The organism is Bradyrhizobium sp. 142 (assembly GCF_023074015.1).
GTDB lineage: Bacteria > Pseudomonadota > Alphaproteobacteria > Rhizobiales > Xanthobacteraceae > Bradyrhizobium.
Map to the genome: position 1 here is coordinate 32,784 of NZ_JADPKQ010000502.1, position 24,930 is coordinate 57,713.

Here is a 24,930-nt window from a genome sequence, read left to right on the forward strand (position 1 = left end):
GGGCCGAGGGGCTTCCGTGCCGGAGAGGTGTTGTGCGCGTCCTTCCCAGTGAACGTATGAACCCCGGTGACGGCGAAGGCACCCCGCTTGCAGACAGTCATAGCGAACTGCCGCCGGTGATCCGTCGCACCGAATTCGTCGCCTTCTCGCTCGCCGGACTGCTCCTGATCGCCGTAGTCGCGGTGCTCTACGTCGGAAGGGCATTCTTTCTGCCCGTGGTGATGGCCTTTGTCATCGGCACCATGCTGTCTCCGGCAGCGACCTTTCTGGAAAAGCGGAAGGTGCCGCGGGGGCTCGCCGCCGTGCTGATCGTGGTCGCCGGGACCGCCGTGGTCAGCTTCGTTGTCGCGCTGATCGCTTCGCCTGTGATGGAATGGAGCTCCCGTCTGCCCGAACTCGGAGCAAAGCTGAAGGACAAGCTGCACGTGTTCGACCGGCCGCTTGCGCTCTGGCAGGAGCTGCAGACCCTGGTCGGCGGCTCGGACGGACTACCGAGCTTCCAGATGCCCAAATTCGAATGGGTGCAGCCGACGCTGGAATTCCTGTCGCCGACCTTCACCGAATTCCTGCTGTTCTTCGCCACACTCATCCTGTTCATCGCGAGCTGGCGCGACCTGCGGCGAGCGATAATCATGACTTTCAGCGATCACGACGCGCGGCTGCGTACGCTACGAATCCTCAACGAGATCGAGGTCCATCTCGGCAACTACCTCCTGACCGTCACCGTCATCAATGTCGGCGTCGGCATCGCCGCCGGCATCGTTTGCGCGCTGACCGGCATGCCTAACCCGGCCGGGCTCGGCGCGCTTGCGGCGGCTCTCAATTTCATCCCGATCATCGGGCCGGTCGCCATGTTCGCCATTCTGGTCGTGGTGGGACTGGTCGCGTTCCCGACCATCGGCGGCGGCCTGATGGCGGCGCTTGCTTTTGGCGGCATCACCTTCCTGGAGGGACATTTCGTCACGCCGACCATCATCGGCCGGCGGCTCGCGCTCAATGCGCTTGCCGTGCTGCTGGCGCTGGCGTTCTGGACCTGGCTATGGGGTCCGATGGGCGCCTTCCTGTCGTCGCCGCTTCTGATCGTCGCGCTGATCTTGAAGGAGCATCTTCTGCCGACGGATTCGCCGCAGCTTCCGCAGGACTGACCGGTTTCCGTGAACGGAACTTACCCGACGACGAAACGTTTTCCGGTTGCCTCAGTCGTCAATAGTTCGGAGCTCCCGATGTCTACGACCAATGCCGAATCCGGGATGAGAGACTGGACCGACAAAGCCAGCAGAGAACGCCTCGAGAAGGATATAGCAGCCGTGAAAAGCGATATCGCCACCCTCACCGATCAGATCACCGACGCGCTCAATACCTTTTCCAAGTCCACGAGCAAGCAGGCCCGCCGTGGCTATCGTCAGGCGCGCGAGAACATGGATTCCGCGATCGACGACATGTCCGAGCGCGGCAGCGCGATGATGGATGCTGCGCAAGACGCTTACGGATCGATCGAGGAGACGCTGGAAGATGCGATCACGCAGCGACCGCTCGCGACGGTCGCGCTCGCGCTGGGCATCGGTTTCCTGATCGGCGCCGCCTGGCGCCGGTAAGGCCGCGAACGGCCTCAAGACCGCGGCTGCAGCGCCGCGGCTTGTGGGCATTTGAGGAGCAAGGCCATGCTTCAGCGCATCATCGACGGGATCAGTGCATCCACCGGCACGACTGTCCGGCTGACATCGCTTGCCGCCGCCGCGGCATTCGCGCTGTTCGTGACGACATGCTTCCTCTGCGCCGCCGTCTTCATCTCGGTCCTGGAGAAATATGGTCCGGTTCAGGCCTGTCTCGCTGGCGCCGCCATCTTCTTTCTGCTGGCGCTCACTTCCGCCGGCACCTATTGGGGCTACAAGCGCGAGGTGCAGAAGCGCGCCAAGATCGCGGCCGAGCGCGCCGCGAAATCGGCGGCGCAGAGCATGCTGGCCGATCCGATGCTGCTCGCGACGGGACTGCAGATCGTTCGCGCCATCGGAGTCAAGCGGCTGCTGCCGATCCTTGCGATCGGTGGCATCGCACTCGGAATCATGGCGAGCCGCGCCGGCGCGCCGGACGAGGCATCGGCTGAGCCCGCCGAGTAGCGGTCAGACCTCCGGACAGCAGGACGTCATCCGGGCAACGGGGCCGGGCGATCCGACGGCCGCGACTTGGGCCGCGGCTTGCGTAATTTCTCGGCAGCCGGACAGATCAGGCTCCATTCACGCAAACGCTACTCGGATAGGCGGGCGGTTGCCGCTAAAAGCGGCGCCCCTGATTCCAAAAGTCATTTTCCGCGATGAAACCGTCCGTCAAGGCGAACCTCTCCGCATTCCAACCCGACGCCAGGCTCTATCTGACGCTCGGCATCGCCAACTGGTCGATTTTCGTCGACCACATCCCCAACAACGTCGTCAACCTGCTGACGCTGCGAAACTTCGGCTTCAGCGGTGCTGCGGATCTGTTCGTGTTCGTGGTGGGCTACGGCGTTGCCATCATCCACGGCAGAATGGCGCTGGAGCGCGGCTACGTCGTCGCGGCGACACGCATTTTCCGCCGCGTCTGGAGGCTCTACGCCGCCTATGTCGTGCTGTTCGTGATCTATATCGACACCATCGCCTATGTCGCCTCGCAATCGATGGCGCCGGAGATCATCCACGAATACAACATCTCCGGCATCCTCGAGCACCCGCTGCGCATCCTGGTCCGCGGCCTGGTGCTGCAGGAAGAGCCGCTGAACCTCGATCTCCTGCAATTGATGATCCCGCTGATGGCGTTCTTTCCGTTTGCGCTGTGGGGGCTGCTGCGACGGCCGAACCTGACGCTGGCGGCATCGATCGCGCTGTATTTCGCGGCGCGCTGGTTCGACTGGAATTTCCGGCTCTATCCCGATCAGGAGTGGACCTTCAACCCGTTCTGCTGGCAGATGCTGATGGTGCTGGGCGGCTGGTTCGCCGTTACCGGTGCGTCGGGCCGCGCGCTGCATCGCATGTCCTGGCTGCGCGTGCTCGCGGGCGCCTATCTCGTGTTCGCGATGGGGATCACGCTGATGCGCCACTCGCCGGCGCTTGCCGCCCTCTTGCCGGATATCGTGCTCAACAGCATCACGCTGACCGACAAGGAAAACCTCGCGCCTTATCGTGTGGTCCATTTCCTCGCGCTCGCTTTCCTCGCAACATATCTCGTCCCGGCCGACCATCCCGGCCTGCGATTGAGACCGCTTCAGGCGGTCATCAAATGCGGCGAGGAATGGCTCGCGGTGTTCTGCGTCGGCGTGTTCCTGTCCTTCGCCGGCCATCTGATCCTGATCACCGGCGCCAATCTGGTGGTGATGCAGATCGCGGTAAGCCTGGTCGGCTTCGCAGCGATGGCTGCGGTCGCCTATTACATCTCCTGGTCGAAGCGGCAGGATCTGCCCGCGGCATTGCGACAGCAGGCCTGACCGCCGATACGTCTCGATTCCGCTAGGCCCGAAGCTGCGGCTGAGCTATGCCGGGCGAAGGCGGCGTCTGTGCAAGGAGACCGGGCGTGGTGACGGCAAAAGGCGGGGGTGAAGAGGCCGACACTGCGCCCCGGCGCGGCCGGCCGCGCTCGATCGAGACCACCAACGCCATTCTCGAAAGCGCCTATGCGCTGATGGCCGCCACGGGAGCCACCGTCACCACGATCGACGCGGTGGCGCGCCACTCCAACGTCTCCAAGATGACGATCTACAAATGGTGGCCGTCGCGGGAGGCGCTGCTGATCGACGCCTTCCTGCACCATGCCGCGCAAATGCTGCCGCTACCCCCAGTCGGTGCCGGCAGCCCCGCGGCGCGTGCGCGTCGTCATGCTGCGGCCTATGCCGAGGCGCTTCAGGGCGAGTTCGGAAAAGTGCAGCTTGCCGTCATCTCCGAATGCATCTCCCGGACCGGCTCGGCGGAGCTATTCTACGCACGCTATCTGCAACTGCGTCGCGACGCGCTGGTCGAGATGATCGCCGCAGGCCAGCGTGACGGCAGCATCCTGGCCGAGGGGCAGCCCGAGGATCTCTACGACGCGATCTATGGCAGCCTGTTCTACCGCTACGTCTTCGGCATTGCCCCGATCACGCCGAGCTACGCGCGGACCCTAGTCGACCTCGTGTTGCGGCCGAAGGACTAGCCGCGATCTATCTCACCGGCTGCGAAAACTTCTCGGTGCGGTCGCGCTCGGACATGTCGACGACCGTCTCCATCGGCGCGGTCAGCTCGTAGACGTAGGAGGCCTCGGTGAAGAACCGCTTGGCGGTGCCGCCGAGCGCTTCGGGCGCGACCCGGTCGAGCAGGATCAGGCCGAAATCGGAATCGGGGCGGCGGGTCGCCTCGCTGGTGTTGAATTCCTCCCAGCGGAATTGGAAGACCTCGCCAGGCGCCTCGCCCGTCACCGTCCAATTCGCGGTGATGTGCGGATGCTTGCCGACCAGTGACAAGCCCTCGTCCGAGTGCGAGGCGAGCTCGAAAAACAGCAGCGACAGGCTCTGCGCGGCACGCGCGCTGACCGCGATGTCCGGGCCGCTGACGGCGATGCGGTCGGCATGCGGAATGGCGCGTGCCTCGAACAGGCCCTTCAACTTGACACCCTGCCACTGGCTCTCGCTGAGCAGCGAGACCACGTTCGACATGGCGTGGATACGGCCGATCAGGAGTTCGCGCGCGACGTCGATGTCGGAGCCATGACGCAACGTCCGCGTTACGATCGACTGGATCACGGCCAGGATGTTCTTGACCCGGTGGTTGAGCTCGTCGATGACCGCCGTCAGCCGGCGCTCGAAACCAATTCTGACCTGGATTTCCCGGCTGAGCCGCAGATTGTTGTAGGCAACGTAGCCGAACAAGCCGCACACCATGGCGGTGATGGCGAAGCCAATCGCGGCCACGATGATCGCGGTCTGCTCGGCACGTCGCGCCGAATTGGTCTTCGCGTAATAGCCGAGTTGCCAGTCGCGGCCGCCGAAGCTCACGGTTCGCGTCGCCGACGGCACCGAGCCGTCCGGCTGCGCGTTGCGCGCGGACACCACGCCCTGGTCGTTGGCGACCAGTTCGCCACCGTCCCTGCGCGGATCCTTGAGCGCGACCGAGAACAGCGACATGTCGTCATTGGTCAGCATCAGCGAAGCGAGCTCATAGGAAAAGGTGATGAAGCCGGCCGGCTCCACCGCGCCCTCGGGAATCACGGGAGCCGCCACGATGACGCCAATCGCTCCATTCCCACGCAGCAGAGCAACCGGATCGGAGGCAACCGACCGCTTCTCCACGCGGGCACGCGTCAGCATCGCGTTGCGAACCTGATCCTGATCATAGCTGCGGCCGGGCAACGTCTTGGTCTCGTCACTGCGCGGCTCGAGATCCATCAGCACGTCGATCGGCCAGGTGACACTCGCCGGATCGATTGGCTTGTCGTCGTAGGTGCGGATCCGCGAGTTTGGGAAGCCGGCACCCGCGATGGCCGTCTGCGCTGCCGCCAGTTCGGTTGGCTTCAGCCGGGCGACCCAGCCGGCCACCACGAAATCGGTCTTGAAGGCGTAGATGGCCGAGCGCAGCGGCTCCAGCATGTTCGGCTTGATCACCGACGGCGCTCGGAACAGGCCGGAGGCGACACGCGCGAGCAGCTCGCGTTCGGTCAGCCGGTCCTGGACCAGGCTGGCATGAACGTCGATCGCGCGCGCCAGCGCGATCCGGTCCAACGCCAGCTCCTGATCGTGGACGCGATAGGCTGCAAGCCCGGAGAGCAGGGCTCCGAGCAGAGCGATGAAGCCAATGATAAAACCCAGCCGGACCACGCGATTACTCAGGCGAAAGCAGGAGGTCGGCAATAAATACGGAGCATATCAATGCCGCTCGAACGGCCATGTGCCGGAACAGAGTGGACCCCAGTGACGGAGATAATGAAGGAGGAGGCATCAGTACGCAACTTGGGTCGCCTCAAATGCTTAATCCGCCCGGCCGCTCATGAGGTCAGGACGGCTTGCCCCGGGGCACCGAAGGTACTCAATCGCGGTGCCGGGAATTTGTTCCATGGTTTGCAGCTTTTGCCCCAGGCATTAACGGCGGAAAAGCCTGCGCTATGTCGTCGCGCTGGTCAGCCCGCCCGGTGCAGTCCACCTTTGGCTTCGATGAAGCCGACGATGCGGTCGAGCCCTTCGCTCTTTTTGAGGTTGGTCATGACAAAGGGACGCGTGCCGCGCATGCGCTTGGCATCCGTCTCCATCTTCTCCAGGGAGGCGCCGACATGGGGCGCAAGGTCGATCTTGTTGATGACCAGAAGGTCGGACCGGGTGATGCCGGGGCCGCCCTTGGAGGGGATCTTGTCGCCGGCCGCCACGTCGATGACGTAGATCGTGAGGTCGGCAAGCTCTGGGGAAAAAGTGGCAGCGAGATTGTCGCCGCCGGACTCGATCAGAACGAGGTCGAGCTCGGGAAATTTCGCGCGCATGTCCGCCACCGCGGCCAGGTTCATCGAAGCATCCTCGCGGATCGCGGTATGAGGGCAGCCGCCGGTCTCGACCCCGGCGATGCGGTCAGGCGTCAGCGAGCCCGAGCGCACCAGGAATTCCGCATCCCATTTGGTGTAGATGTCGTTGGTGATCGCGGCGATGTCGTAGCGATCGCGCATGGTCTTGCAGAGCAGGTCCATCAGCGCGGTCTTGCCCGATCCGACGGGACCGCCGACACCGACGCGCAAGGGGCCGTGAGAAGTAGGCATTGATTCTTTCCTATCGTCGTCCCGGCGAAGGCCGAGACCCATAGCCACCGAAGCTCGTGGTCGCGGCTAGCTGGAGCCACGCCCGTGCATAACCACGCGCATTCGTGGTTATGGGTCCCGGCCTTCGCCGGGACGACGGAGTAAAGCGCATCGCGCTCATGACCTGAACAGCCGCGTATACTGCGTCTCGTGCCGCAGGCTGGCGAGATCGGCGCGAAACGTTGCGCTGCCAAGATCGTCCAATGTCGCAACCAGCGCACGATTTGCGGTCTCGCCGACGGCAGCTTCCAACGTCACCAGAACGTGCTGGCTGTCGGTCTGACCGAGCGGAATGAGCCGGCTTGCCGCCGAGATCCAGTTCGAGACCAGCGCATGCAGGAAGGCGTGCAGCGTCGGGGCCAGCGGCACGCCGTGCATCGCGGCGACCACGCCGACGGCGATGGGATAAATCAGCGGCGTGCTGCATGCCGCGACCATGGCATCCAGTCCGTCGGCATCCCAGGCCGCGCGCGTGATGTCGATGAAGGCGCGTCCCTGCGAGGTCGTCTCGAGTTGCCGCTCGCGTGACGGCACGAAGGCGACAGCGAGCTCGGCGATATCGCGCAAGGAGGCCTCCTCGCCCGCCTCCGCGGCCCGATAGGCATGGACCAGAAACGTCGCGTCGCAAAAGCCAGAGCCGTCGCCCAGCATCGCATCGAGCCAGTCGACCAAAGAGGCGGTGTCGACGATGTCACCCGCCTCGACCGCCCATTCGATGCCGCTTGAGTACGAGAAGCCGCCGACAGGGAACGCCGGCGACAGCCACGTCATCAGCCGGTACAGCGCCGCCGCCTCGCGCTCGGCGAGGCGGCCGGCGCCGGTCGGCTCATTTGTGGTCATGAGCATGGCTATCGCCGTGGTGATGGTCGGGGTGGTCGCAGTGCTCGTCGTGGTGATGATGACCGTGCCCATGGTCATGCCCGGCATGATCGTGATCGTGGTGGTCATGGCCGTGATGGTCGTGGGCATGATCGTGATGAGCGTGGTCGTCGTGGCCGTGCGCGTGACCGGCATCCGCATAGGCGCCGCCCTCGGGATCGAACGGCGCCTCGATCTCGATGACACGGGCGCCGAGCCCCTTCACCATGGCCTCGATGACATGGTCGCGGCGGATCCGCAGGCCCTTGGCCATGATCTGGGTCGGCAAATGGCGGTTGCCGAGATGCCAGCCGACGCGGATGAGGTGGTGCGGATCGTGGCCGCGGATCTCGAGCAGCGGCTCCGGGGCGGCAACCACTTCGACCAGCCGCCCATCCTCCAGCACCAGCGCATCGCCGCCCCGCAGCGCGACGGCGTTTTCCAGGTCGAGCAAAAACTCAAGGCCGCGGGTGCCCGTCATCGCCATGCGGCGGCGGTGCCGATCGTCGAAATCGAGCACGACGGTATCCGCCGGCGCTTCCGCGAATCGGTACTGTCCCTTGACCTGTGTCGCCCGGATCATGCTTTTACCCTGTTACCGTGTCTCGACCTTCCCGGGCGTGATGTATTCGATCTTCGGCGGCGCCGTGAAGCATTTCACCGCCATGCGGCCGAACGTCTTCATGTGCTCGGCAGCGCGATGCGGCCCCAGCGCCTCCATGTTTTCCCACTGCTCGACGAACACCATCTTGGCCGGATCAGTGACGCTCTCGTGCAAATCATAGGCGATATTGCCGGGTTCTTTCCGCGTCTCCTTGATGCAGGCGGTGGCGGCTGCAATGAATTCGGCGCGCGTCTCGGGCTTGATGGTCAAAGTGGCAACGACATAGATCACGAGAAATCCTCCCGGCTTTTCTTCTGAGGTAAGATACCGGGCGGGACATTAGACCAGGCGGGATCGAACGCAAAACCGTAAAATCGGCCCCTGGAGCCACGGCCGGGGACATGCGTTGAGGCGCTATTCTCAGTACATGAAATACCGCTGCGCCATCGGCAGCACCTCGGCCGGCGCGCAAGTGAGCAGTTCGCCGTCGGCGCGCACCTCATAGGTTTCCGGGTCGACCTCGATGTTGGGCGTGGCGTCGTTGTGGATCATGCTCTTCTTCGAGATCTTTCCGCGGGTGTTCTGGACCGCATAGAGCTTCTTGTCGATGCCGAGCTTGCGCGCGAGGCCTCCGGTGACCGCGGCCTTCGAGGTGAACACCACCGAGGACGCCGTGCGCGCCTTGCCGAATGCACCGAACATCGGTTGATAGTGCACCGGCTGCGGCGTCGGAATCGAGGCGTTGGGATCGCCCATGGGCGCGGCGACGATCGAGCCGCCCTTGACGATGCAGTCCGGCTTGACGCCGAAGAAGGCCGGCGACCACAGCACGAGATCGGCGAGCTTGCCCTTCTCCACCGATCCGATCAGCTTTGACACGCCATGGGCGATCGCGGGATTGATCGTGTACTTGGCGATGTAACGCTTGACGCGAAAATTGTCGTTGTCCTTGCTCTTGTCCTGCGGCAACGATCCGCGCTGCTTCTTCATCTTGTCGGCGGTCTGCCAGGTGCGGATGATGACCTCGCCGAGCCGGCCCATGGCCTGCGAATCCGAGGACATCATCGAGAGCGCGCCGAGATCGTGCAGAATGTCTTCGGCGGCGATGGTTTCCTTGCGGATGCGACTTTCGGCAAACGCCAGATCCTCCGCGATCGATGGATCGAGGTGGTGGCACACCATCAGCATGTCGAGATGCTCGTCGATGGTGTTGCGGGTAAACGGCCGCGTCGGATTGGTCGAGGACGGCAGCACGTTCTTCAAGCCGGCTACCTTGATGATGTCGGGCGCATGGCCGCCGCCGGCACCCTCGGTATGGAAGGCGTGGATGGTGCGGCCCTTGAACGCCTTGATGGTATCCTCGACGAAGCCGGATTCGTTCAGCGTGTCGGTGTGGATCATCACCTGGATGTCGTAGTCGTCGGCGACCGACAGGCAATTGTCGATGGCGGCCGGCGTGGTGCCCCAATCTTCGTGCAGCTTCAGCGCACAGGCGCCGGCCTTTATCATCTCGACCAGCGCCGCGGGCCGCGAGGCGTTGCCCTTGCCGGAAATGCCGAGATTGACCGGGAACGCGTCGAACGACTGGATCATCCGCCCCATGTGCCACGGCCCGGGCGTGCAGGTGGTGGCGAAAGTGCCGTGCGACGGACCGGTGCCGCCGCCCAGCATCGAGGTGACGCCCGACATCAGCGCGTGCTCGATCTGCTGCGGGCAGATGAAATGAATGTGGCTGTCGAAGCCGCCGGCGGTGAGGATTTTTCCCTCGCCCGCGATAACGTCGGTGCCGGGACCGATGATGATGGTGACGCCCGGCTGGATATCGGGATTGCCAGCCTTGCCGATGCCGGCGATCATGCCGTCCTTGATGGCGACGTCGGCCTTCACGATGCCCCAGTGGTCCACGATCAGCGCATTGGTGATGACGGTATCTGCCGCGCCCTGCCGGTTGGTGACCTGCGACTGCCCCATGCCGTCGCGGATCACCTTGCCGCCGCCGAACTTCACCTCCTCGCCGTAAGTGGTGAAGTCCTTCTCGACCTCGATGATGAGGTCGGTGTCGGCAAGCCGCACCTTGTCACCGGTGGTGGGGCCGAACATGTCGGCATAGACGGAACGTTTGATCTTCACGGACATCACAAGCCCCGTTTGCGGTTGAATGTTGGATTGGTGCTCACAGCGAAGCCCTTGCTGTGAGCACCGTGGTATCGAATGTCGTGTCGAGCCATGGGTTGCCGCCGCGGCAACCGGCGACGACCTGCTCGGCCCAATCGGCATAGTCGGCGAGATCGTCGCGCTCCTCGGCGGTCGGATCGGAATGAATGCGCGCGCCGATATTGCTGATCTTGTCGGCGATCTTGATCAGCTTTGCCCCGGCAGACTTTTTCGGCGCATCGATGACCTGCCGGCGCCGGCGCTCTGGCTTCGGCGGGCTCATATCGTCCGTGCACTCGGCGACGAGCGACGCGACACGCTCGGAGAATTTCTGCGCGAGCTCTTCGCGCGTGGTGTCGGTGTCTTCGATCGAATCGTGCAACCAGCCGGCCGCGACCAGCTCGGCATCGGTACCATCGGTCGCGGTTGCGAGCAGGTTCGCCACCTCGGCGAGATGGTTGATGTAGGGCTCCTTGCCGCGCCCCTTGCGCGACATGCCGTTGTGACGGTGCGCGGCGAGTTCGGCAGCTTCAGAGATGAGGCGGACGGGTGAGAGCATGGCAAACCTCCGTTTTCGTCTCAACCGTGCCGTGCCGCGCTCGTTCCTGTGGAGATCACAGCTTCCCCATCACGTCGCCGCGAAAGCCGTAGATGGTCTTCTTGCCGGCCACGGCGACGAGCTGGACGTCGCGGGTCTGGCCGGGTTCGAAGCGGACGGCGGTGCCGGCGGCGATATCGAGGCGCATGCCGCGGGATTTTTTGCGGTCGAACTTCAGGGCCGGGTTGGTCTCGAAGAAATGGTAGTGCGAGCCGACCTGGATCGGTCGGTCGCCGGTGTTGGCGACCGTCAGCGTCACGGTCTTGCGGCCGGCATTGAGCTCGATCTCGCCGTCCTGGATGAAGAGTTCGCCGGGAATCATGTTTTGCTCCTACCTGATCGGCTCGTGCACGGTGACGAGCTTGGTCCCGTCCGGAAACGTTGCTTCGACCTGGATGTCGTGGATCATCTCGGGAATGCCCGGCATCACCTGGTCGCGGGTGAGCACCTGCGCGCCGGCCTGCATCAATTCGGCGACGGTGCGGCCCTCGCGCGCACCTTCGAGAATGAAATCGGAGATGATCGCGATCGCTTCAGGATGGTTGAGCTTGACGCCGCGATCGAGCCTGCGGCGCGCCACGATCGCCGCCATCGAGATCAGAAGCTTGTCCTTTTCGCGGGGAGACAGGTTCATGCGAAATCTCTTCCGTTCAACACATCAATTCAGCCAGCGTCAATTCAACCAGAGCCGCGGCAGGACCGCACCGGTGCGCGCCAGCACGGCCATCATGTCGGCCCGCAACGCGGCTGCATCTTGGGCACAGAACCGCGCCATTGCAAATCCATTCCAGGCGGATATCCCGACCTCGGCGGCGAAGGAGTCCGAGGCCTCGCGGATTCGTTCGACCAGCGCCTCGTTGGCGGGAACGATCAGCGCCGTGCCGATCGCCGCGCCGCCCTTGGCGACCGCCGATCGCGCGAGCTTTGCGCCGATATTGCCGTCGAGCCGGACGGTCTCGGCGAAGACGAGCTTACCGCCACGGCGCAGCCGCCAGCGATCGACGAACTCACCCTGCTCCATCCGCTCGCCCATGGCGGTGCGCCCGAACACCACGATCTCGCACAGTAGGAGCGAGGCCGTCGCATCAAGGTCGATGTCGAAGCGGCGTCGTACGCGGGCCCGGTCGAACAGAATCGTCTCCTGCGGCAGCCAGGACAGATGCGCGCTGGCGCCGACCTTCAATGCGACACTGAGCTGCGCCGCCGGGCCCGGCGTGCGATAGACCTTTTCCGCAGCCGCTGTGGTCAGAGTCAGGCGCGCTGTGTCGGCCGCTGCGATCTCGATGTCGAAGCGATCGCCGCCGGCGACACCACCGGCCGTGTTGACGAACATGCCGGACAGGCCTTCATCTTCCGTCGAGGGAAAGCGCACGCGCAGCGAGCCCGATTCATGCACGACGCCGCGTCGCGTTATGCCGTCGCGCGCGTGCACGTCGAACCGCACTGCGCCGCGGGCACGATTCGCCTCGAATACCGAAGTCTCGAAGTCAGAGAAATTGGCTGATCGTTCGCTGCGCATCCGCCTCCCCAGCCGGTCGCGGCGGGATGTCTGGCCTTCGGTTTCCTGGCTTACAGCGCCATCTGGCGGCTGATCTCGCTCGCATCGAGATTGGTGCGGTCGCAGGTAAATTTCACCGCGCCGCGATCCATCACCGCGAAACTGTCGCCGAGTTCGCAGGCAAAGTCGAGATATTGTTCGACCAGAACGATGGCGATGCTGCCGAGGTTGCGCAAATAGGAGATCGCGCGGCCGATATCCTTGATGATCGAGGGCTGAATGCCCTCGGTCGGCTCGTCGAGCAGCAGCAGCTTCGGCCGCATCACCAGCGCGCGCCCGATCGCAAGCTGCTGCTGCTGGCCGCCGGAGAGGTCGCCGCCGCGCCGGCCGAGCATGGATTGCAGCACGGGAAACAGCGAGAACACATCGTCGGGGATATGTTTGTCCTGGCGCTTGAGCGGACCGAAGCCGGTCTTGAGGTTCTCCTCGACCGTCAGCAGTGGAAAAATCTCGCGGCCCTGCGGCACGAAACCAATGCCCTTGCGGGCCCGCTCATAGGGCTTGAGCGAGGTGATGTCGTCGCCGTCGAACACGATCGCGCCCGACGAGATCGGATACTGACCGACCATGGCGCGCAAGAGCGAGGTCTTGCCGACGCCGTTGCGTCCGAGCACGCAAGTGACCTTGCCGGGCTCGGCCGCGATCGAGACGCCGCGCAAAGCCTGCGCTGCGCCGTAGAACAGGTTGATGTCCTTGACCTCAAGCATCGCTCAGCGCCCCAAATACACTTCGATGACCCGCTCGTTCGACGAGACCTGGTCGATGGTGCCTTCCGCGAGCACGGTGCCTTCGTGCAGGCAGGTGACCTTGACGCCGAGTTCGCGCACGAACGTCATGTCGTGCTCGACCACCATCACGGTGTGGGTCTTGTTGATTTCCTTGAGCAATTCGGCGGTGAGATGGGTCTCAACGTCGGTCATGCCGGCGACGGGCTCGTCGACCAGCAGAAGCTTCGGATCCTGCGCCAGCAGCATGCCGATCTCGAGCCATTGCTTCTGGCCGTGGCTGAGGCTGCCGGCAAGGCGGCCTCGCGCCTCGGTGAGACGGATCGTCTCCAGCACCTTGTCGATGCGCTCCGATTCCGCGTTGCTGCCGCGCCAGAACAGCGTGCCCTTGACGCTGTGATCGACATTGAGCGCGAGCAGCAGATTGTCCTGCACGGTCTGGCTCTCGAACACGGTCGGCTTCTGGAATTTGCGGCCGATGCCGAGTTCGGCGATGCGGGTCTCGTCCAGCCGCGTCAGGTCGGTGACGCCGTCGAACAGCACCGTGCCCTCGTCGGGCTTGGTCTTGCCGGTGATGATGTCCATCATCGTGGTCTTGCCGGCGCCGTTCGGGCCGATGATGGCGCGCATCTCGCCGGGTTCGAGTGTCAGCGAGAGGTTGTTGATGGCGTGGAAGCCGTCGAACGAGACGTGCACGCCGTCGAGATAGAGCATCGCGGAGGTCGCGCGTGTGTCCATGACGTTCATTGCGCCTACTCCGCCATCTTCGGTTCGGTGACGCCGTCCTCGGCTGCGGCGCTCCTGGTGGCCTCGGCCGGGCGTTTTTCTCTCGACGACTCCGACCAGGCGTTGAAGGTGCCGACGATGCCCTTGGGCAGCAGCAGCGTCACCAGGATGAACATGGCACCCAGCATGAACAGCCAGTACGGCGCGAGCATGCCGGAGGTGAAGAACGTCTTGGCGTAGTTGACGACGACGGCGCCGAGCGCCGCACCGATCAGCGTGCCGCGGCCGCCGACCGCGACCCAGATCACCGCCTCGATCGAATTGCCCGGCGCAAATTCCGATGGATTGATGATCCCAACCTGCGGCACATAAAGCGCGCCGGCGACGCCGGCCATGCAGGCCGACACCGTGAACACGAACAGCTTGTAGGATTCGACGCGATAGCCGAGGAAGCGCGTGCGCGATTCCGCGTCACGCACCGCGATCAGCACCTTGCCGAGCTTGGAGGAGACGATCGCGCGGCAGATCAGGAAGCCGGCGATCAGCGCCAGGCAGCTGAGTGCGAACAGCGCGGCGCGGGTGCCCTCGGCCTGGACATTGAAACCCAGAATGTCCTTGAAATCGGTCAGGCCGTTGTTGCCGCCAAAGCCGAAATCATTTCGGAAGAACGCGAGCAGCAGCGCATAGGTCATCGCCTGCGTGATGATCGACAGATAGACGCCGGTGACGCGGGAGCGGAAGGCGAGCCAGCCGAAGCAGAACGCGAGCAGGCCGGGCACGACCAGCACCATTAGCGCGGCGAACCAGAACATGTCGAAGCCGTACCAGTACCAGGGCAGCTTCGAATAGTTCAGGAACACCATGAAGTCGGGCAGGACCGGATTGCCGTAAACGCCGCGCGTGCCGATCTGCCGCATCAGGTACATGCCCATCGCGTAGCCGCCGAGCGCGAAGAAGGCGCCGTGGCCGAGCGAGAGGATGCCGCAATAGCCCCAGATCAGGTCGATCGAGAGCGCGAGGATGGCGTAGCAGACGTATTTGCCCCAGAGCGCGACGAGATAGGTCGGCACTTGCAGGAACGAGCCGGCAGGCAGCAGCAGGTTGGAAAGCGGGATCAATACCCCCAACGCGGCCACGACCAACAAAAAGACGGTTGCGCCGCGGTCGAGCGATCGCGTCAGCATATGCGGCGTCATGCTTCCACCGCCCGCCCCTTGAGCGCGAACAAGCCGCGCGGGCGCTTTTGAATGAACAGGATGATGAGAACCAAGATGGCGATCTTGCCGAGCACGGCGCCGGCGACAGGCTCCAGGAATTTGTTGGCGATGCCGAGCGTGAAGGCACCGACCAGCGTGCCCCAGAGATTGCCGACGCCGCCGAACACCACGACCATAAAACTGTCGATGATGTAGCTCTGGCCGAGATTAGGGCTGACATTGTCGATCTGCGACAGCGCCACGCCGGCGATGCCGGCAATGCCGGAACCGAGGCCGAAGGTCAGCGCGTCGACGCGCGAGGTGGCGATGCCCATCGAGGCCGCCATGCGGCGGTTCTGCGTCACCGCGCGCATCTCGAGGCCAAGCGCGGTGTAGCGCAGCATCGCGAGCAGGATCGCGAACACCGCGAGCGTGAAGCAGAGGATCCAGAGCCGGTTATAGGTGATGGTGATCTGGCCGAGCTCGAAGGCACCGCTCATCCAGGAGGGATTGCCGACCTCGCGGTTGGTCGGACCGAACATGGTGCGCACAGCCTGTTGCAACACCAGCGACAGGCCCCAGGTCGCAAGCAGCGTCTCCAGCGGACGGCCATAGAGAAATCGGATGATGCTGCGCTCGATCACGACGCCGAGCGCACCGGCGACGAGGAAGGCGAGCGGCACGGCGATCAGCAGCGAATAGTCGAACAGGCCGGGATAGCGGGTGCGGATCACCTCCTGCACCACAAAGGTGGTGTAGGCCCCGATCATCACCATCTCGCCATGCGCCATGTTGATGACGCCCATCACGCCGAAGGTGATGGCAAGGCCGATCGCCGCGAGCAGCAGCACGGAGCCGAGCGAGAGGCCGTACCAGGCATTCTGCACCATGGACCAGACCGCCAGCGAGCTCTGGATCGAGCCGATTGCGCTCGCGGCGGCTTTCGTCACCGAGGCGGGCTGATCGCTGCCGATGCCGGTGAGCAGAGCGAGCGCTTCCTGGTCGCCGCGGGCCTTGATGGTGGCGACCGCCTCGAGCTTCTGCACTTCGGTAGCGTCGGGCTTGTACAGCAGGATTGCGGCACGCGCGTCGCCCAGCGTGGCCTTGACGGACCTGTTGGTTTCCTTGGCAAGCGCACCTTCAACCGCATCGAGCGCCGTCTCCTCATGCGACTTGAAGACGGATTGCGCGGCCTGCAGGCGCATTCCGAGGTCCGGCGACATCAGCGTCAGGCCGCCGACCGCAGCGTCGACGCTGCGGCGTAGACGATTGTTGAGACGGACCGCGCTCGCGCTGTCGGGAACGCTGGCCACCGGCTGGCCGGTCGCAGCATCGATCGACTTGCCGTCGGCGCTGGTGACGTAAACCTTCTTGCTGTCCGGATCGGCCATCAGGCGGCCGTCCTGGAGCGCACTGATGATCGGGTAGGCCAACGGGTTGCCGCTGCTTGCGACCGCGCCGATCGCCTCTTCCGTGTCGGAGAAATCGTCGTTGGCGAATTTGGAAACCGCATCCTCGAACGGACCGGCGAAGGCCGGCAGCGCGAACACGATCAGGAACAACGAGAGCGCAAGCGAACAGAGACGAGCGGACAAATTGGCTGGCACTGTGAATGACCCCGGCAGAAATGTGTGGAGAAGGCGGCGGGATCGCCGCCTTCTCCGGTCGTCCAGTGGAGCGTCAGATTCGGATCAGGAGCCCGAACCGAGGCACTTGTTGGTTTTGGTGTTGAAGTTGCCGCACTTCTTGCCGACCCAATCGCCGACCAGATCCTTGGAGCCGTCGAGCTCCTTCGACCAGGCGTCGCCAGCAACGAGGCCAGGCGTCTTCCAGACCACGTCGAACTGACCGTTCGCCTTGATCTCGCCGATGAAGACCGGCTTGGTGATGTGGTGGTTCGGAAGCATCTTGGAGGTGCCGCCGGTCAGGTTCTTGGCTTCGATGCCCGGGAGAGCGTCGATGACCTTGTCGGGATCGGTCGACTTCACCTTCTCGACCGCCTTGACCCACATGTCGAAGCCGATCACGTGCGCTTCCATCGGATCGTTGGTCACGCGCTTCGGATTCTTGGTGTAGGTCTGCCACGCCTTGATGAACTTCTCGTTCTCCGGCGACTTGATAGACTGGAAGTAGTTCCAGGCGGCGAGATGGCCGAGCAGCGGCTTGGTGTCGATGCCGGCGAGTTCTTCCTCACCCACCGAGAACGCGACGACCGGGATATCCTTGGCCTTGATGCCCTGGTTGCCGAGCTCCTTGTAGAAGGGAACGTTGGCGTCGCCGTTGATGGTCGAGACCACCGCGGTCTTCTTGCCGGCTGAGCCGAACTTCTTGATGTCGGCCACGATCGTCTGCCAGTCGGAGTGACCGAACGGCGTGTAGTTGATCATGATGTCTTCCTGGGCGACACCCTTCGACTTCAGATAGGCTTCCAGGATCTTGTTGGTGGTGCGCGGGTAGACGTAGTCGGTGCCCGCGAGCACCCAGCGCTTCACCTTCTCTTCCTTCATCAGGTAGTCGACGGCCGGGATCGCCTGCTGGTTCGGCGCGGCACCGGTGTAGAACACATTGCGCTCGCTTTCCTCACCCTCGTACTGCACGGGGTAGAACAGGATGCTGTTCAGCTCCTTGAACACCGGCAGCACGGACTTGCGCGACACCGAGGTCCAGCAGCCGAACACGACCGCTACCTTGTCCTTGGTGATCAGCTCGCGCGCCTTTTCGGCGAACAGCGGCCAGTTGGACGCGGGGTCGACGACGACGGCCTCGAGCTTCTTGCCGTTCACGCCGCCCTTCTTGTTCTGCTCGTCGATCAGGAAGAGGATGGTGTCCTTCAGCGTGGTTTCGCTGATGGCCATGGTGCCGGAGAGAGAATGGAGGACACCGACCTTGATGGTGTCGTCGGCGGCCTTCGCGCCGGTCAATGAGGCCAGACCGAGCATCAGTCCGGCGGTCGCGGCGAGCACGCCGCGGCGGCTAAATGACGCCGCTATATCGTGAGTGGATTTGGTAAGCATGATTGTATCATCTCCCTGACGCAGACGTGAAAAAACGCTGCGAAACGGCCCCACGGCCGCCTGCGATTAACGGAATCGCAAGAACCATGCCATGGGCTGAGTGCCGCTCAAGCCATTGACTTAATTTGATTATTTACTCGAAATCAAAGTTTCGCCGCACTCCACTTGCTCAGAAATTGGGCGAACAAAATGTATGCTAATGTGGCAAACAGTCTATTTTATGAGCAGAATTGCGCTTCTGTCTAAATTTCCGGCATAGCTATTTCTACACCGCAGTCGCCATTCGGGGCGGACCTGCCTTGAAAACGCCCCCTGGATGTTCCATATGACGCGGGAGACCTCTTGCGAATCAAGCGGTCGTTGCGAGCCGCGTGTTCTTAGGCCCTTACGGGCGTTTGGCTTGCCCCATCCCATCAAGCCCATCCGACACCCCAAACACGCAGGTGTCCTCTCGACACCCTCTTGCGCGCGCCCCGCAGACTGCGCCGGGCGCCCGCTTTTGACATGGAAAGAACCCACCTTTTGACTTCGTTTCAGGATTTCGGCCTCGCCGAACCCATTTCGCGTGCTCTCACCGAAGAGAAGTACGTCACGCCCACCCCCATCCAGGCCCAGACCATCCCGTTGGCATTGACCGGCCGGGACGTGGTCGGCATCGCCCAGACCGGAACCGGCAAGACTGCGTCCTTCGCGCTGCCGATCCTGCATCGCCTGCTCGAGAATCGCATCAAGCCGCAGCCCAAGACCTGCCGGGTGCTGGTGCTCTCGCCCACCCGCGAACTGTCCGGCCAGATCCTCGACAGCTTCAACGCCTATGGCCGCCACGTTCGCCTTGCCTCGACGCTCGCGATCGGCGGTGTGCCGATGGGGCGCCAGGTCCGCGCGCTCATGCCGGGCGTCGACGTGCTGGTCGCGACCCCCGGCCGCCTGCTCGATCTCGTGCAGAGCAACGGGCTTAAGCTTTCAAGCGTCGAATTCCTGGTGCTCGACGAAGCCGACCGCATGCTCGACATGGGCTTCATCAATGACATCCGCAAAATCGTCGCCAAGCTGCCGATCAAGCGGCAGACGCTGTTCTTCTCGGCCACAATGCCCAAGGACATTGCCGAGCTCGCGGACGCGATGCTGCGTGACCCCGCCCGCGTTGCGGTCACCCCGGTGTCCTCGACGGCCGAGCGGATCAATCAGCGCATCATCCAGGTCGACTTCTCGGCCAAGCCCGCCGTGCTGACCAAGCTTCTGAAGGACGAGCCGATCAACCGCGCACTGGTTTTCACCCGTACCAAGCACGGCGCCGACAAGGTGGTGAAGACGCTCGAGAGGGCCGGCATCGCCGCCAGCGCCATCCATGGCAACAAGTCGCAGAACCATCGCGAACGGACGCTGGCGCAGTTCCGCTCCGGCGAGATCCGCACCCTGGTCGCCACCGACATCGCCGCCCGCGGCATCGACGTCGACGGCATTACCCACGTCATCAATTTCGACATACCGAACGTGCCCGAGACCTATGTCCACCGCATCGGCCGCACCGCGCGCGCCGGCGCCGAGGGCACCGCGATCTCGCTGGTCGCAGGCGGTGAGGAGCTCGGTTATCTGCGCGACATCGAGCGGCTGATCCGCGTGGCGCTGCCGCGGGAGGACCACCGCACGGACGCAGGGCGCAACGATGCGGGCCCAGCCGCCTCACAGCAGCGGCAGGGACGCCCGGGCCGCCCGGGCCAACGCCCGCAAGGCGCAAGGCATGGTGAGGGACGCAACGGCGAGGGCCGACGCGCCGACGAAAGGCGTAGTGACGGACGGCATAGCGCCGGCAAGCAGGGCGATGGAAGGCCCGGCGAAGGTCGGCACGGTGAAGGCCGGCATGTTGACGGACGGCCCGGCAGCAGCCAGAACGCCGCCAAGGGATCTCGCCGCCGCCAGTCCGGTGGAAAAATGCACTCATCGTCAACCGACCGACCGGAACAGCGTTCGGCGCATAGCGCAGGCAAGCCTGATGGGATACAAGGCGTGGCCTTTTTGCGCCGCGAGAGTCGGCCGATGGGCCAACCGACCCGCAAACCCTATTCGAATTAGCCGACCATCGACCTGGAGTAATTCATGGCTAAGGAAGAGCTGATCCAGTTCGAAGGACTGGTCACTGAAATCCTCCCCGACGCGCGTTACCGTGTGCAGCTCGACGCCGGGCACGAGATCGTTGCCTACACCGCCGGCAAGATGAAGAAGAACCGCATCAAGACGTTGGCGGGCGACCGCGTGACGGTGGAAATGTCGCCCTACGACCTCGAAAAGGGCCGGCTGATTTTCCGTCACAAGGACGAACGTCCCTCCACGTCCAGTGGACCGCCGCGGCGCGGGGCGGGTGGCCAGTTCCGCCGACGCTAAGTGATCCATCCGCACGCAATTGCGGAATTAAAATGCTGACCTGCATGCTGGTCCGCCGCGCAAACCGCGGCGGATCAAAAAATCGTGCGCGCAGGATTGTTTTGGCGTCTTAATTCCAATAAAATCAACTTATCGATTTTCGGCCGGACGACATTGGCATCCACCGGTACAGCCGGTTCAGACACGCTGACGACCCTTCCAAAAATTCGATCTAACCTGCCTGCGCGAGCAGGCTCTTACATTGTGTTATCTGAGAAGGAACTACCCCCGTGAGCATGGGAACCGTGAAGTGGTTTAACGCGACCAAGGGCTTTGGCTTCATTCAGCCCGACGACGGCGGCCAGGACGTGTTCGTACACATCAGCGCCGTCGAGCGCGCAGGCCTCGGCACGCTGCGCGAAGGCCAGAAGATCTCGTACGAGATCGTGGCCGATCGCCGGTCGGGTAAGTCGGCCGCCGACAATCTTCGCTCCGCCGGCTGAGCCAGCCCCCGCCTTCGACCTGGATCGGGCCGAGCGAACAAGCCCAAGGGAAAGGCCGTGCGTAATGCACGGCCTTTTTCATGTTGGAACGAGCGGCCGCGCTCTTGCTAGTTTAGTTCGTCTTGCTAGTTCGTCTTGCTAGTTCGTCTTGGCGGCTGCGCCGCCGTTGCTGGCATTGCTGCTCAACGAACCGGCCTGGTTCATCGTGTTGTTGAAGTACGCATCGCTATCGCCGAGCGTCACGCGGCGCTGGCAGATCGGCATACAGCTATAGGACTCGCGCTCGATCCCGCGATAAACGGTGACGAGCCGGTCGCTCGGACCTTCGACCTGGATCTGGCGATCGACCAGAATCTCACCGCCGCGGTCCAGCGCGACGAAATTGGTGGCGCCATAGCCTTTCCCGGTCACGACGATCATGCCGCCAGGCTGGAGCGTGACGTCAGCGATCAGGGGATTGCCGACCACAATGGTCGCCACTTTGCCGGGCAGCCGCACCAGCTTGGCCTGGTCGACATTGACGGCGATGGCGTCGGCGGTGGACTCGGCTTGGCCAGCGGCTGGCGACGCCAGCACTGCGGCCGCAACCAGAAGGCAGACGCGCGCGCGGCGGCGCAGCAACTCTTTACGCATACACTTACTCCCGGGACGTCACAAACCGGCAGAAACGATTCGGAAAGCGGAGCCGGCGCCCGACACGGCTAGCCTGCCCTCAATTCGTGAACGTTCCGCAAACTCGCCGACTATTGTTTGAACTGACCGGCGTTTTGCGGCCTCAAGGCCCGTATCCGGTCCTAGCGGCGGAACGGATAGGCGAGCTGGCCCGCAATCTCCTTCGGCATGGTCGCTTCGTCCTTGCCGTAGTCCTGCGGCAATTCACCCGCCGGCATGCGGAAGGTGCCGAACATCATGTCCCAGATCGGAAACGTTCCGGCGAAATTGGTGTCGCCGCCCACTTCGAGCGACGTGTGATGCCAGCGGTGGAACACCGGTGTCGCCAGCAAATATCTGAACGGCCCGAAGGTCCAGTTCAGGTTGGCGTGCACGAAGGCCGAGTGGAAGGTGGTGAACGGGCCGACCCAGATCATGACGTTCGGGGAAATGCCGGCCATCAGCAACACGACGTCGACACCGATCGTGCCAAGCACGAGATTGACGGGATGGAAGCGGGCCGCCGAAATCCAGCCCAGCTCCTCCGAGGAGTGATGGATCGCGTGGTACTTCCAGAACCCGCCGCCGTGAAACAGCCGGTGCAGCCAGTACAGCATGAAATCGGCCAGAACCACAAACAGCACGCCCTGTACCCAGAGCGGCAGCTGCGACAGCGGGCCATGACCATTGTCGTAGAAGGCGATGAGATCGTCGGCGTCGTGGATATTGAAGACGACGCCTGCGCCGACGATCAAGAGCCCAATCCGCATGGTGCGGGCGAACACCGGAACGAAGAACCAATAGCAGATGTCGGTGATGATTTCCCGCTTTCGCCACCACGGCGCGCCGGGATTGCAGGCCCAGAAATGCTCGAGCACCGTGAAGACCACCGCCAGCCCGAAGGTAATGGGGATCACCTTCTCGATGGTCTCGCCGAGCATCAGGGCAACCTGCATGGGTAGGCTCGACATCGTCGCCTCGCTTCCGAATTCCTGGTCTCCTCTAGGCCTACTCCGCTAGATTTAAGGGAGGGTGAAGTTCGCCGTGCACCAGCAGCGCATTCCGAGCACGAGCGAATTGCAACTGCCGTCTTAAGGCGAAATTCACTCTGGCCAAAAGCACCGCGCAGACGCCGGGTTTCCCGGGCTGAATTAACTCTACCGAAAGAGCTCGGCTCTCATGGTCATCGCGTCAATAGCGCCGATGAGGCGACCCCACCCCAGATGGAGTTTAGTTCATGAACAACCTGATCGCGCGTTTCGTGAAGGATGAGTCCGGCGCCACCGCCATCGAATACGGCCTGATCGCCGCCGGCATCGCGCTGGCCATCATCACCGTCGTCAACAATCTCGGCACCACGCTGAATGCCAAGTTCACCTCGATCAGTTCGTCGCTGAAGTAAGCGACCGACGCACGACGGCAAAAGCCCCGGACCTCCGGGGCCTTTGTGTTTTCGGACACGGCGAGTTCCAGTGGCGTTGCGAAAATACAGAACCGATGCCGCATTTGCGGCAAGCCAGGCAGACGCGGCGCGGACCGAGGCGCCGACATATTGGGTCTGCCTTGCGCTGCTGCTTGCGATGGTCGCGCTCGCCGCGCGCATTGCCAGCCTCTGGTGAGAGAGTCCCCGGCGGCGAGCTCCGACCCCAAAGCTGCTGTCGCCATTGTCGGTTTGTTTAGCACTGCCGGCTAGCATTGCCGGCGACGCCCCGATCCGGCGACAAACCCAGGCCTCAAGACGCAGCCCATGATCCTCGACCTTGCGCGCCTTATGCTGTTTCCGGCCCTGATGGCATTCGCCGCTGCGAGCGACCTCTTCACGATGACCATCTCGAACCGCGTGTCGCTGGCGCTCGGTGCGGGCTTCTTCGCACTCGCCATTGCCGGTGGCATGGCACCTTACGACATGGTGAGCCATGTCGGCGCCGGCGCGCTTGTCCTGGTCGTGGCCTTCAGCTGCTTTGCAATGGGCTGGGTCGGCGGCGGCGACGCGAAGGTCGCGGCCTCCGTCGCGCTGTGGTTCGGCTTCGCGCAATTGATGAACTTCCTGCTCTACGCCTCGCTTTTCGGCGGGGTGCTGACGCTGCTTCTGCTCCAATTCCGGCAATGGCCGCTGCCCTACGGGCTTGCGGGCCAGGCCTGGCTCGCCCGGCTGCACGCCAAGGAGAGCGGCATTCCCTACGGCATTGCGCTCGCGCTGAGCGCGCTGATGGTCTACCCGGAGACCGAATGGGTGAAAGCGATCGACCTCGCTCACCTCGCACTGCGCTGAACGCACCGGGATCAACCCGGCGTCAAGGCGATTTAGATACGCCTCATTAACCATGCTTTGACGAATAGCTGGTCAACTGCCGATTACGGCGGCGGAAGCGTCGCGGCGTTTAGTTGGAAAGTGAGCGTATGAATAGGGCACGCATTGTCGTCCTGACGGTCGCCATCTGCGCCGGCGGCGTCGCCGCGTACCTGGCGAGCGGTTCGGACAATTCTGCGCCGCCTCCGGCAGCTCCGGTCGCGCAGCTTCCGACCGTCGACGTGCTGGTGGCCAAGAACGACATCGGCCTCGGTCAGACCGTCAAGCCGGAAGACGTGCAATGGCAGACCTGGCCCTCAGCAACCGCCAGCGCCACTTTCATCCGCCGCAACGAACGTCCCGAGGGCGTGACCCAGGTCACGGGCTCGATCGCGCGCGCCCCCTTCATTCAGGGTGAGCCGATCCGCGACCAGAAGCTGGTCAAAGCCGAGGGCTCCGGCTTTATGGCCGCGATCCTCCCGAGCGGAATGCGTGCCATCTCCACCGAAATCTCTCCCGAGACCGGCGCCGGCGGCTTCATCCTGCCCAACGATCGCGTCGACGTGCTCCTGACCCGACGCCTCAAGAATCCGGACCAGAGCTCCGGCGCCCCTGACATCGTCTCGTCCGAGATCATCCTGGTCAATATCCGCGTGCTAGCCATCGACCAGGCGCCGAAGGAGAAGGACGGTCAGAACTCGGTGGTCGGCAAGACCGTTACCCTCGAACTCAATCCCCAGCAGACCTCGACCCTTTCCGCCGCCCGCCAGAGCGGCACACTGTCACTGGCGTTGCGCAGCATTGCCGACGTCAAGATGAGCGACAACACGCTGGACGAAACGCAAAAGCCACGCGGAGACGGCATCTCGGTCATTCGCTACGGCGTCCTAAGCCAGGCGGCGAAGGCACGATGAGGGC

The 24,930-nt window shown here is 63.6% G+C and carries 29 protein-coding genes; 12 read left to right on the forward strand and 17 right to left on the reverse strand.

Annotation, left to right across the window (positions count from 1 at the left end):
• Positions 1 to 32 precede the first annotated feature (32 nt).
• The 5 genes from IVA82_RS45025 to IVA82_RS45045 all read left to right on the forward strand — a co-directional run bounded on the left by IVA82_RS45025 (position 33) and on the right by IVA82_RS45045 (position 4,155).
• Positions 33 to 1,145, forward strand: coding sequence for an AI-2E family transporter (locus tag IVA82_RS45025; protein WP_247493941.1), 1,113 nt, complete (start codon positions 33 to 35; stop codon positions 1,143 to 1,145).
• A gap of 78 nt (positions 1,146 to 1,223) precedes the next feature.
• The gene (locus IVA82_RS45030; protein ID WP_247388128.1) at positions 1,224 to 1,595 is read left to right on the forward strand and encodes a DUF883 family protein; all 372 of its coding nucleotides are present in this window, start codon (positions 1,224 to 1,226) and stop codon (positions 1,593 to 1,595) included.
• Between the two features lie 66 nt (positions 1,596 to 1,661).
• Positions 1,662 to 2,117 carry a hypothetical protein gene (locus IVA82_RS45035; RefSeq protein ID WP_247388129.1) on the forward strand — a complete coding sequence of 152 codons (456 nt, stop codon included), beginning with the start codon at positions 1,662 to 1,664 and terminating at the stop codon, positions 2,115 to 2,117.
• A 194-nt stretch (positions 2,118 to 2,311) separates the two neighbouring features.
• Entirely contained in the window at positions 2,312 to 3,454 is a 1,143-nt protein-coding gene (locus IVA82_RS45040; RefSeq protein ID WP_247388131.1) for an OpgC domain-containing protein, read from the forward strand.
• Between the two features lie 47 nt (positions 3,455 to 3,501).
• Complete coding sequence (locus IVA82_RS45045) at positions 3,502 to 4,155, forward strand: TetR/AcrR family transcriptional regulator (RefSeq protein WP_247388132.1); 654 nt, start codon at positions 3,502 to 3,504, stop codon at positions 4,153 to 4,155.
• A 7-nt stretch (positions 4,156 to 4,162) separates the two neighbouring features.
• Here IVA82_RS45045 and IVA82_RS45050 read toward each other — a convergent pair whose 3' ends face one another.
• The 15 genes from IVA82_RS45050 to urtA all read right to left on the reverse strand — a co-directional run bounded on the left by IVA82_RS45050 (position 4,163) and on the right by urtA (position 18,207).
• A complete protein-coding gene (locus IVA82_RS45050; RefSeq protein ID WP_247388134.1) occupies positions 4,163 to 5,812 on the reverse strand; it encodes an HWE histidine kinase domain-containing protein in 1,650 nt (549 codons plus the stop codon).
• Between the two features lie 299 nt (positions 5,813 to 6,111).
• Positions 6,112 to 6,735 (reverse strand): urease accessory protein UreG, encoded by a 624-nt coding sequence (gene ureG / locus IVA82_RS45055; protein WP_247388135.1) that lies wholly within the window; start codon positions 6,733 to 6,735, stop codon positions 6,112 to 6,114.
• Positions 6,736 to 6,891: 156 nt separating this feature from the next.
• Positions 6,892 to 7,620, reverse strand: a complete 729-nt coding sequence (locus IVA82_RS45060; RefSeq protein ID WP_247388178.1) for an urease accessory protein UreF — start codon at positions 7,618 to 7,620, stop codon at positions 6,892 to 6,894.
• Positions 7,601 to 8,215, reverse strand: a complete 615-nt coding sequence (ureE, locus tag IVA82_RS45065; protein WP_247388137.1) for an urease accessory protein UreE — start codon at positions 8,213 to 8,215, stop codon at positions 7,601 to 7,603. The genes IVA82_RS45060 and ureE overlap by 20 nt, the downstream gene beginning before the upstream one ends.
• 12 nt (positions 8,216 to 8,227) lie before the next feature.
• Positions 8,228 to 8,527, reverse strand: coding sequence for a putative quinol monooxygenase (locus IVA82_RS45070; protein ID WP_247388138.1), 300 nt, complete (start codon positions 8,525 to 8,527; stop codon positions 8,228 to 8,230).
• 129 nt (positions 8,528 to 8,656) lie between these two features.
• A complete protein-coding gene (gene ureC, locus IVA82_RS45075) occupies positions 8,657 to 10,372 on the reverse strand; it encodes an urease subunit alpha (RefSeq protein WP_247388139.1) in 1,716 nt (571 codons plus the stop codon).
• A 37-nt stretch (positions 10,373 to 10,409) separates the two neighbouring features.
• On the reverse strand, positions 10,410 to 10,949 hold the full coding sequence (locus IVA82_RS45080; protein WP_247388140.1) for an HD domain-containing protein: 540 nt from the start codon (positions 10,947 to 10,949) through the stop codon (positions 10,410 to 10,412).
• Positions 10,950 to 11,004: 55 nt separating this feature from the next.
• The gene (locus tag IVA82_RS45085; protein ID WP_247388141.1) at positions 11,005 to 11,310 is read right to left on the reverse strand and encodes an urease subunit beta; all 306 of its coding nucleotides are present in this window, start codon (positions 11,308 to 11,310) and stop codon (positions 11,005 to 11,007) included.
• Between the two features lie 9 nt (positions 11,311 to 11,319).
• Positions 11,320 to 11,622: an urease subunit gamma gene (locus IVA82_RS45090; RefSeq protein ID WP_247388142.1), complete on the reverse strand. Its 303-nt coding sequence runs from the start codon at positions 11,620 to 11,622 to the stop codon at positions 11,320 to 11,322.
• Between the two features lie 39 nt (positions 11,623 to 11,661).
• Positions 11,662 to 12,507 carry an urease accessory protein UreD gene (locus IVA82_RS45095; RefSeq protein WP_247388143.1) on the reverse strand — a complete coding sequence of 282 codons (846 nt, stop codon included), beginning with the start codon at positions 12,505 to 12,507 and terminating at the stop codon, positions 11,662 to 11,664.
• Between the two features lie 50 nt (positions 12,508 to 12,557).
• Positions 12,558 to 13,253 (reverse strand): urea ABC transporter ATP-binding subunit UrtE, encoded by a 696-nt coding sequence (urtE, locus tag IVA82_RS45100; RefSeq protein WP_148739049.1) that lies wholly within the window; start codon positions 13,251 to 13,253, stop codon positions 12,558 to 12,560.
• A gap of 3 nt (positions 13,254 to 13,256) precedes the next feature.
• Positions 13,257 to 14,018: an urea ABC transporter ATP-binding protein UrtD gene (gene urtD / locus IVA82_RS45105; RefSeq protein WP_247388144.1), complete on the reverse strand. Its 762-nt coding sequence runs from the start codon at positions 14,016 to 14,018 to the stop codon at positions 13,257 to 13,259.
• A 5-nt stretch (positions 14,019 to 14,023) separates the two neighbouring features.
• The gene (gene urtC / locus IVA82_RS45110; protein WP_247388145.1) at positions 14,024 to 15,193 is read right to left on the reverse strand and encodes an urea ABC transporter permease subunit UrtC; all 1,170 of its coding nucleotides are present in this window, start codon (positions 15,191 to 15,193) and stop codon (positions 14,024 to 14,026) included.
• Positions 15,190 to 16,800, reverse strand: coding sequence for an urea ABC transporter permease subunit UrtB (gene urtB, locus IVA82_RS45115; protein ID WP_148739052.1), 1,611 nt, complete (start codon positions 16,798 to 16,800; stop codon positions 15,190 to 15,192). The genes urtC and urtB overlap by 4 nt, the downstream gene beginning before the upstream one ends.
• Before the next feature lie 84 nt (positions 16,801 to 16,884).
• Positions 16,885 to 18,207, reverse strand: a complete 1,323-nt coding sequence (gene urtA / locus IVA82_RS45120) for an urea ABC transporter substrate-binding protein (protein ID WP_247388146.1) — start codon at positions 18,205 to 18,207, stop codon at positions 16,885 to 16,887.
• Positions 18,208 to 18,711: 504 nt separating this feature from the next.
• Between urtA and IVA82_RS45125 the strand changes: the two genes are divergently transcribed.
• From IVA82_RS45125 to IVA82_RS45135, 3 genes are all read left to right on the forward strand, one after another.
• Positions 18,712 to 20,280, forward strand: coding sequence for a DEAD/DEAH box helicase (locus tag IVA82_RS45125; RefSeq protein ID WP_247388147.1), 1,569 nt, complete (start codon positions 18,712 to 18,714; stop codon positions 20,278 to 20,280).
• A 24-nt stretch (positions 20,281 to 20,304) separates the two neighbouring features.
• Complete coding sequence (infA, locus tag IVA82_RS45130) at positions 20,305 to 20,589, forward strand: translation initiation factor IF-1 (protein ID WP_247388149.1); 285 nt, start codon at positions 20,305 to 20,307, stop codon at positions 20,587 to 20,589.
• 269 nt (positions 20,590 to 20,858) lie between these two features.
• Entirely contained in the window at positions 20,859 to 21,071 is a 213-nt protein-coding gene (locus IVA82_RS45135; protein ID WP_007599788.1) for a cold-shock protein, read from the forward strand.
• A 138-nt stretch (positions 21,072 to 21,209) separates the two neighbouring features.
• On the opposite strand, the gene IVA82_RS45140 is transcribed toward IVA82_RS45135, so the two are convergent.
• Both IVA82_RS45140 and IVA82_RS45145 read right to left on the reverse strand, forming a co-directional pair.
• Entirely contained in the window at positions 21,210 to 21,704 is a 495-nt protein-coding gene (locus tag IVA82_RS45140; RefSeq protein WP_148739055.1) for a pilus assembly protein N-terminal domain-containing protein, read from the reverse strand.
• 161 nt (positions 21,705 to 21,865) lie between these two features.
• Positions 21,866 to 22,693: a sterol desaturase family protein gene (locus tag IVA82_RS45145; protein ID WP_247388150.1), complete on the reverse strand. Its 828-nt coding sequence runs from the start codon at positions 22,691 to 22,693 to the stop codon at positions 21,866 to 21,868.
• A 266-nt stretch (positions 22,694 to 22,959) separates the two neighbouring features.
• Between IVA82_RS45145 and IVA82_RS45150 the strand changes: the two genes are divergently transcribed.
• The 4 genes from IVA82_RS45150 to cpaB all read left to right on the forward strand — a co-directional run bounded on the left by IVA82_RS45150 (position 22,960) and on the right by cpaB (position 24,926).
• A complete protein-coding gene (locus tag IVA82_RS45150; protein ID WP_148739057.1) occupies positions 22,960 to 23,124 on the forward strand; it encodes a Flp family type IVb pilin in 165 nt (54 codons plus the stop codon).
• A 70-nt stretch (positions 23,125 to 23,194) separates the two neighbouring features.
• Positions 23,195 to 23,341, forward strand: coding sequence for a hypothetical protein (locus IVA82_RS45155; RefSeq protein WP_247388151.1), 147 nt, complete (start codon positions 23,195 to 23,197; stop codon positions 23,339 to 23,341).
• A 128-nt stretch (positions 23,342 to 23,469) separates the two neighbouring features.
• The gene (locus tag IVA82_RS45160) at positions 23,470 to 23,994 is read left to right on the forward strand and encodes a prepilin peptidase (RefSeq protein ID WP_247388154.1); all 525 of its coding nucleotides are present in this window, start codon (positions 23,470 to 23,472) and stop codon (positions 23,992 to 23,994) included.
• A gap of 128 nt (positions 23,995 to 24,122) precedes the next feature.
• Entirely contained in the window at positions 24,123 to 24,926 is an 804-nt protein-coding gene (gene cpaB, locus IVA82_RS45165) for a Flp pilus assembly protein CpaB (protein ID WP_247388156.1), read from the forward strand.
• Positions 24,927 to 24,930: the final 4 nt, after the last annotated feature.

Excerpts from the sequence above, each read along its gene's own strand:
- IVA82_RS45030 (WP_247388128.1), top strand. The coding sequence starts at position 1,224 with ATGTCTACGACCAATGCCGAATCCGGGATGAGAGACTGGACCGACAAA.
- IVA82_RS45035 (WP_247388129.1), top strand. The coding sequence starts at position 1,662 with ATGCTTCAGCGCATCATCGACGGGATCAGTGCATCCACCGGCACGACT.
- IVA82_RS45040 (WP_247388131.1), top strand. The coding sequence starts at position 2,312 with ATGAAACCGTCCGTCAAGGCGAACCTCTCCGCATTCCAACCCGACGCC.
- IVA82_RS45045 (WP_247388132.1), top strand. The coding sequence starts at position 3,502 with ATGCCGGGCGAAGGCGGCGTCTGTGCAAGGAGACCGGGCGTGGTGACG.
- ureG (WP_247388135.1), bottom strand. The coding sequence starts at position 6,735 with ATGCCTACTTCTCACGGCCCCTTGCGCGTCGGTGTCGGCGGTCCCGTC.
- IVA82_RS45060 (WP_247388178.1), bottom strand. The coding sequence starts at position 7,620 with ATGCTCATGACCACAAATGAGCCGACCGGCGCCGGCCGCCTCGCCGAG.
- ureE (WP_247388137.1), bottom strand. The coding sequence starts at position 8,215 with ATGATCCGGGCGACACAGGTCAAGGGACAGTACCGATTCGCGGAAGCG.
- ureC (WP_247388139.1), bottom strand. The coding sequence starts at position 10,372 with ATGTCCGTGAAGATCAAACGTTCCGTCTATGCCGACATGTTCGGCCCC.
- IVA82_RS45080 (WP_247388140.1), bottom strand. The coding sequence starts at position 10,949 with ATGCTCTCACCCGTCCGCCTCATCTCTGAAGCTGCCGAACTCGCCGCG.
- IVA82_RS45085 (WP_247388141.1), bottom strand. The coding sequence starts at position 11,310 with ATGATTCCCGGCGAACTCTTCATCCAGGACGGCGAGATCGAGCTCAAT.
- IVA82_RS45090 (WP_247388142.1), bottom strand. The coding sequence starts at position 11,622 with ATGAACCTGTCTCCCCGCGAAAAGGACAAGCTTCTGATCTCGATGGCG.
- IVA82_RS45095 (WP_247388143.1), bottom strand. The coding sequence starts at position 12,507 with ATGCGCAGCGAACGATCAGCCAATTTCTCTGACTTCGAGACTTCGGTA.
- urtE (WP_148739049.1), bottom strand. The coding sequence starts at position 13,253 with ATGCTTGAGGTCAAGGACATCAACCTGTTCTACGGCGCAGCGCAGGCT.
- urtD (WP_247388144.1), bottom strand. The coding sequence starts at position 14,018 with ATGAACGTCATGGACACACGCGCGACCTCCGCGATGCTCTATCTCGAC.
- urtC (WP_247388145.1), bottom strand. The coding sequence starts at position 15,193 with ATGACGCCGCATATGCTGACGCGATCGCTCGACCGCGGCGCAACCGTC.
- urtA (WP_247388146.1), bottom strand. The coding sequence starts at position 18,207 with ATGCTTACCAAATCCACTCACGATATAGCGGCGTCATTTAGCCGCCGC.
- IVA82_RS45125 (WP_247388147.1), top strand. The coding sequence starts at position 18,712 with ATGGAAAGAACCCACCTTTTGACTTCGTTTCAGGATTTCGGCCTCGCC.
- infA (WP_247388149.1), top strand. The coding sequence starts at position 20,305 with ATGGCTAAGGAAGAGCTGATCCAGTTCGAAGGACTGGTCACTGAAATC.
- IVA82_RS45140 (WP_148739055.1), bottom strand. The coding sequence starts at position 21,704 with ATGCGTAAAGAGTTGCTGCGCCGCCGCGCGCGCGTCTGCCTTCTGGTT.
- IVA82_RS45145 (WP_247388150.1), bottom strand. The coding sequence starts at position 22,693 with ATGTCGAGCCTACCCATGCAGGTTGCCCTGATGCTCGGCGAGACCATC.
- IVA82_RS45150 (WP_148739057.1), top strand. The coding sequence starts at position 22,960 with ATGAACAACCTGATCGCGCGTTTCGTGAAGGATGAGTCCGGCGCCACC.
- IVA82_RS45160 (WP_247388154.1), top strand. The coding sequence starts at position 23,470 with ATGATCCTCGACCTTGCGCGCCTTATGCTGTTTCCGGCCCTGATGGCA.
- cpaB (WP_247388156.1), top strand. The coding sequence starts at position 24,123 with ATGAATAGGGCACGCATTGTCGTCCTGACGGTCGCCATCTGCGCCGGC.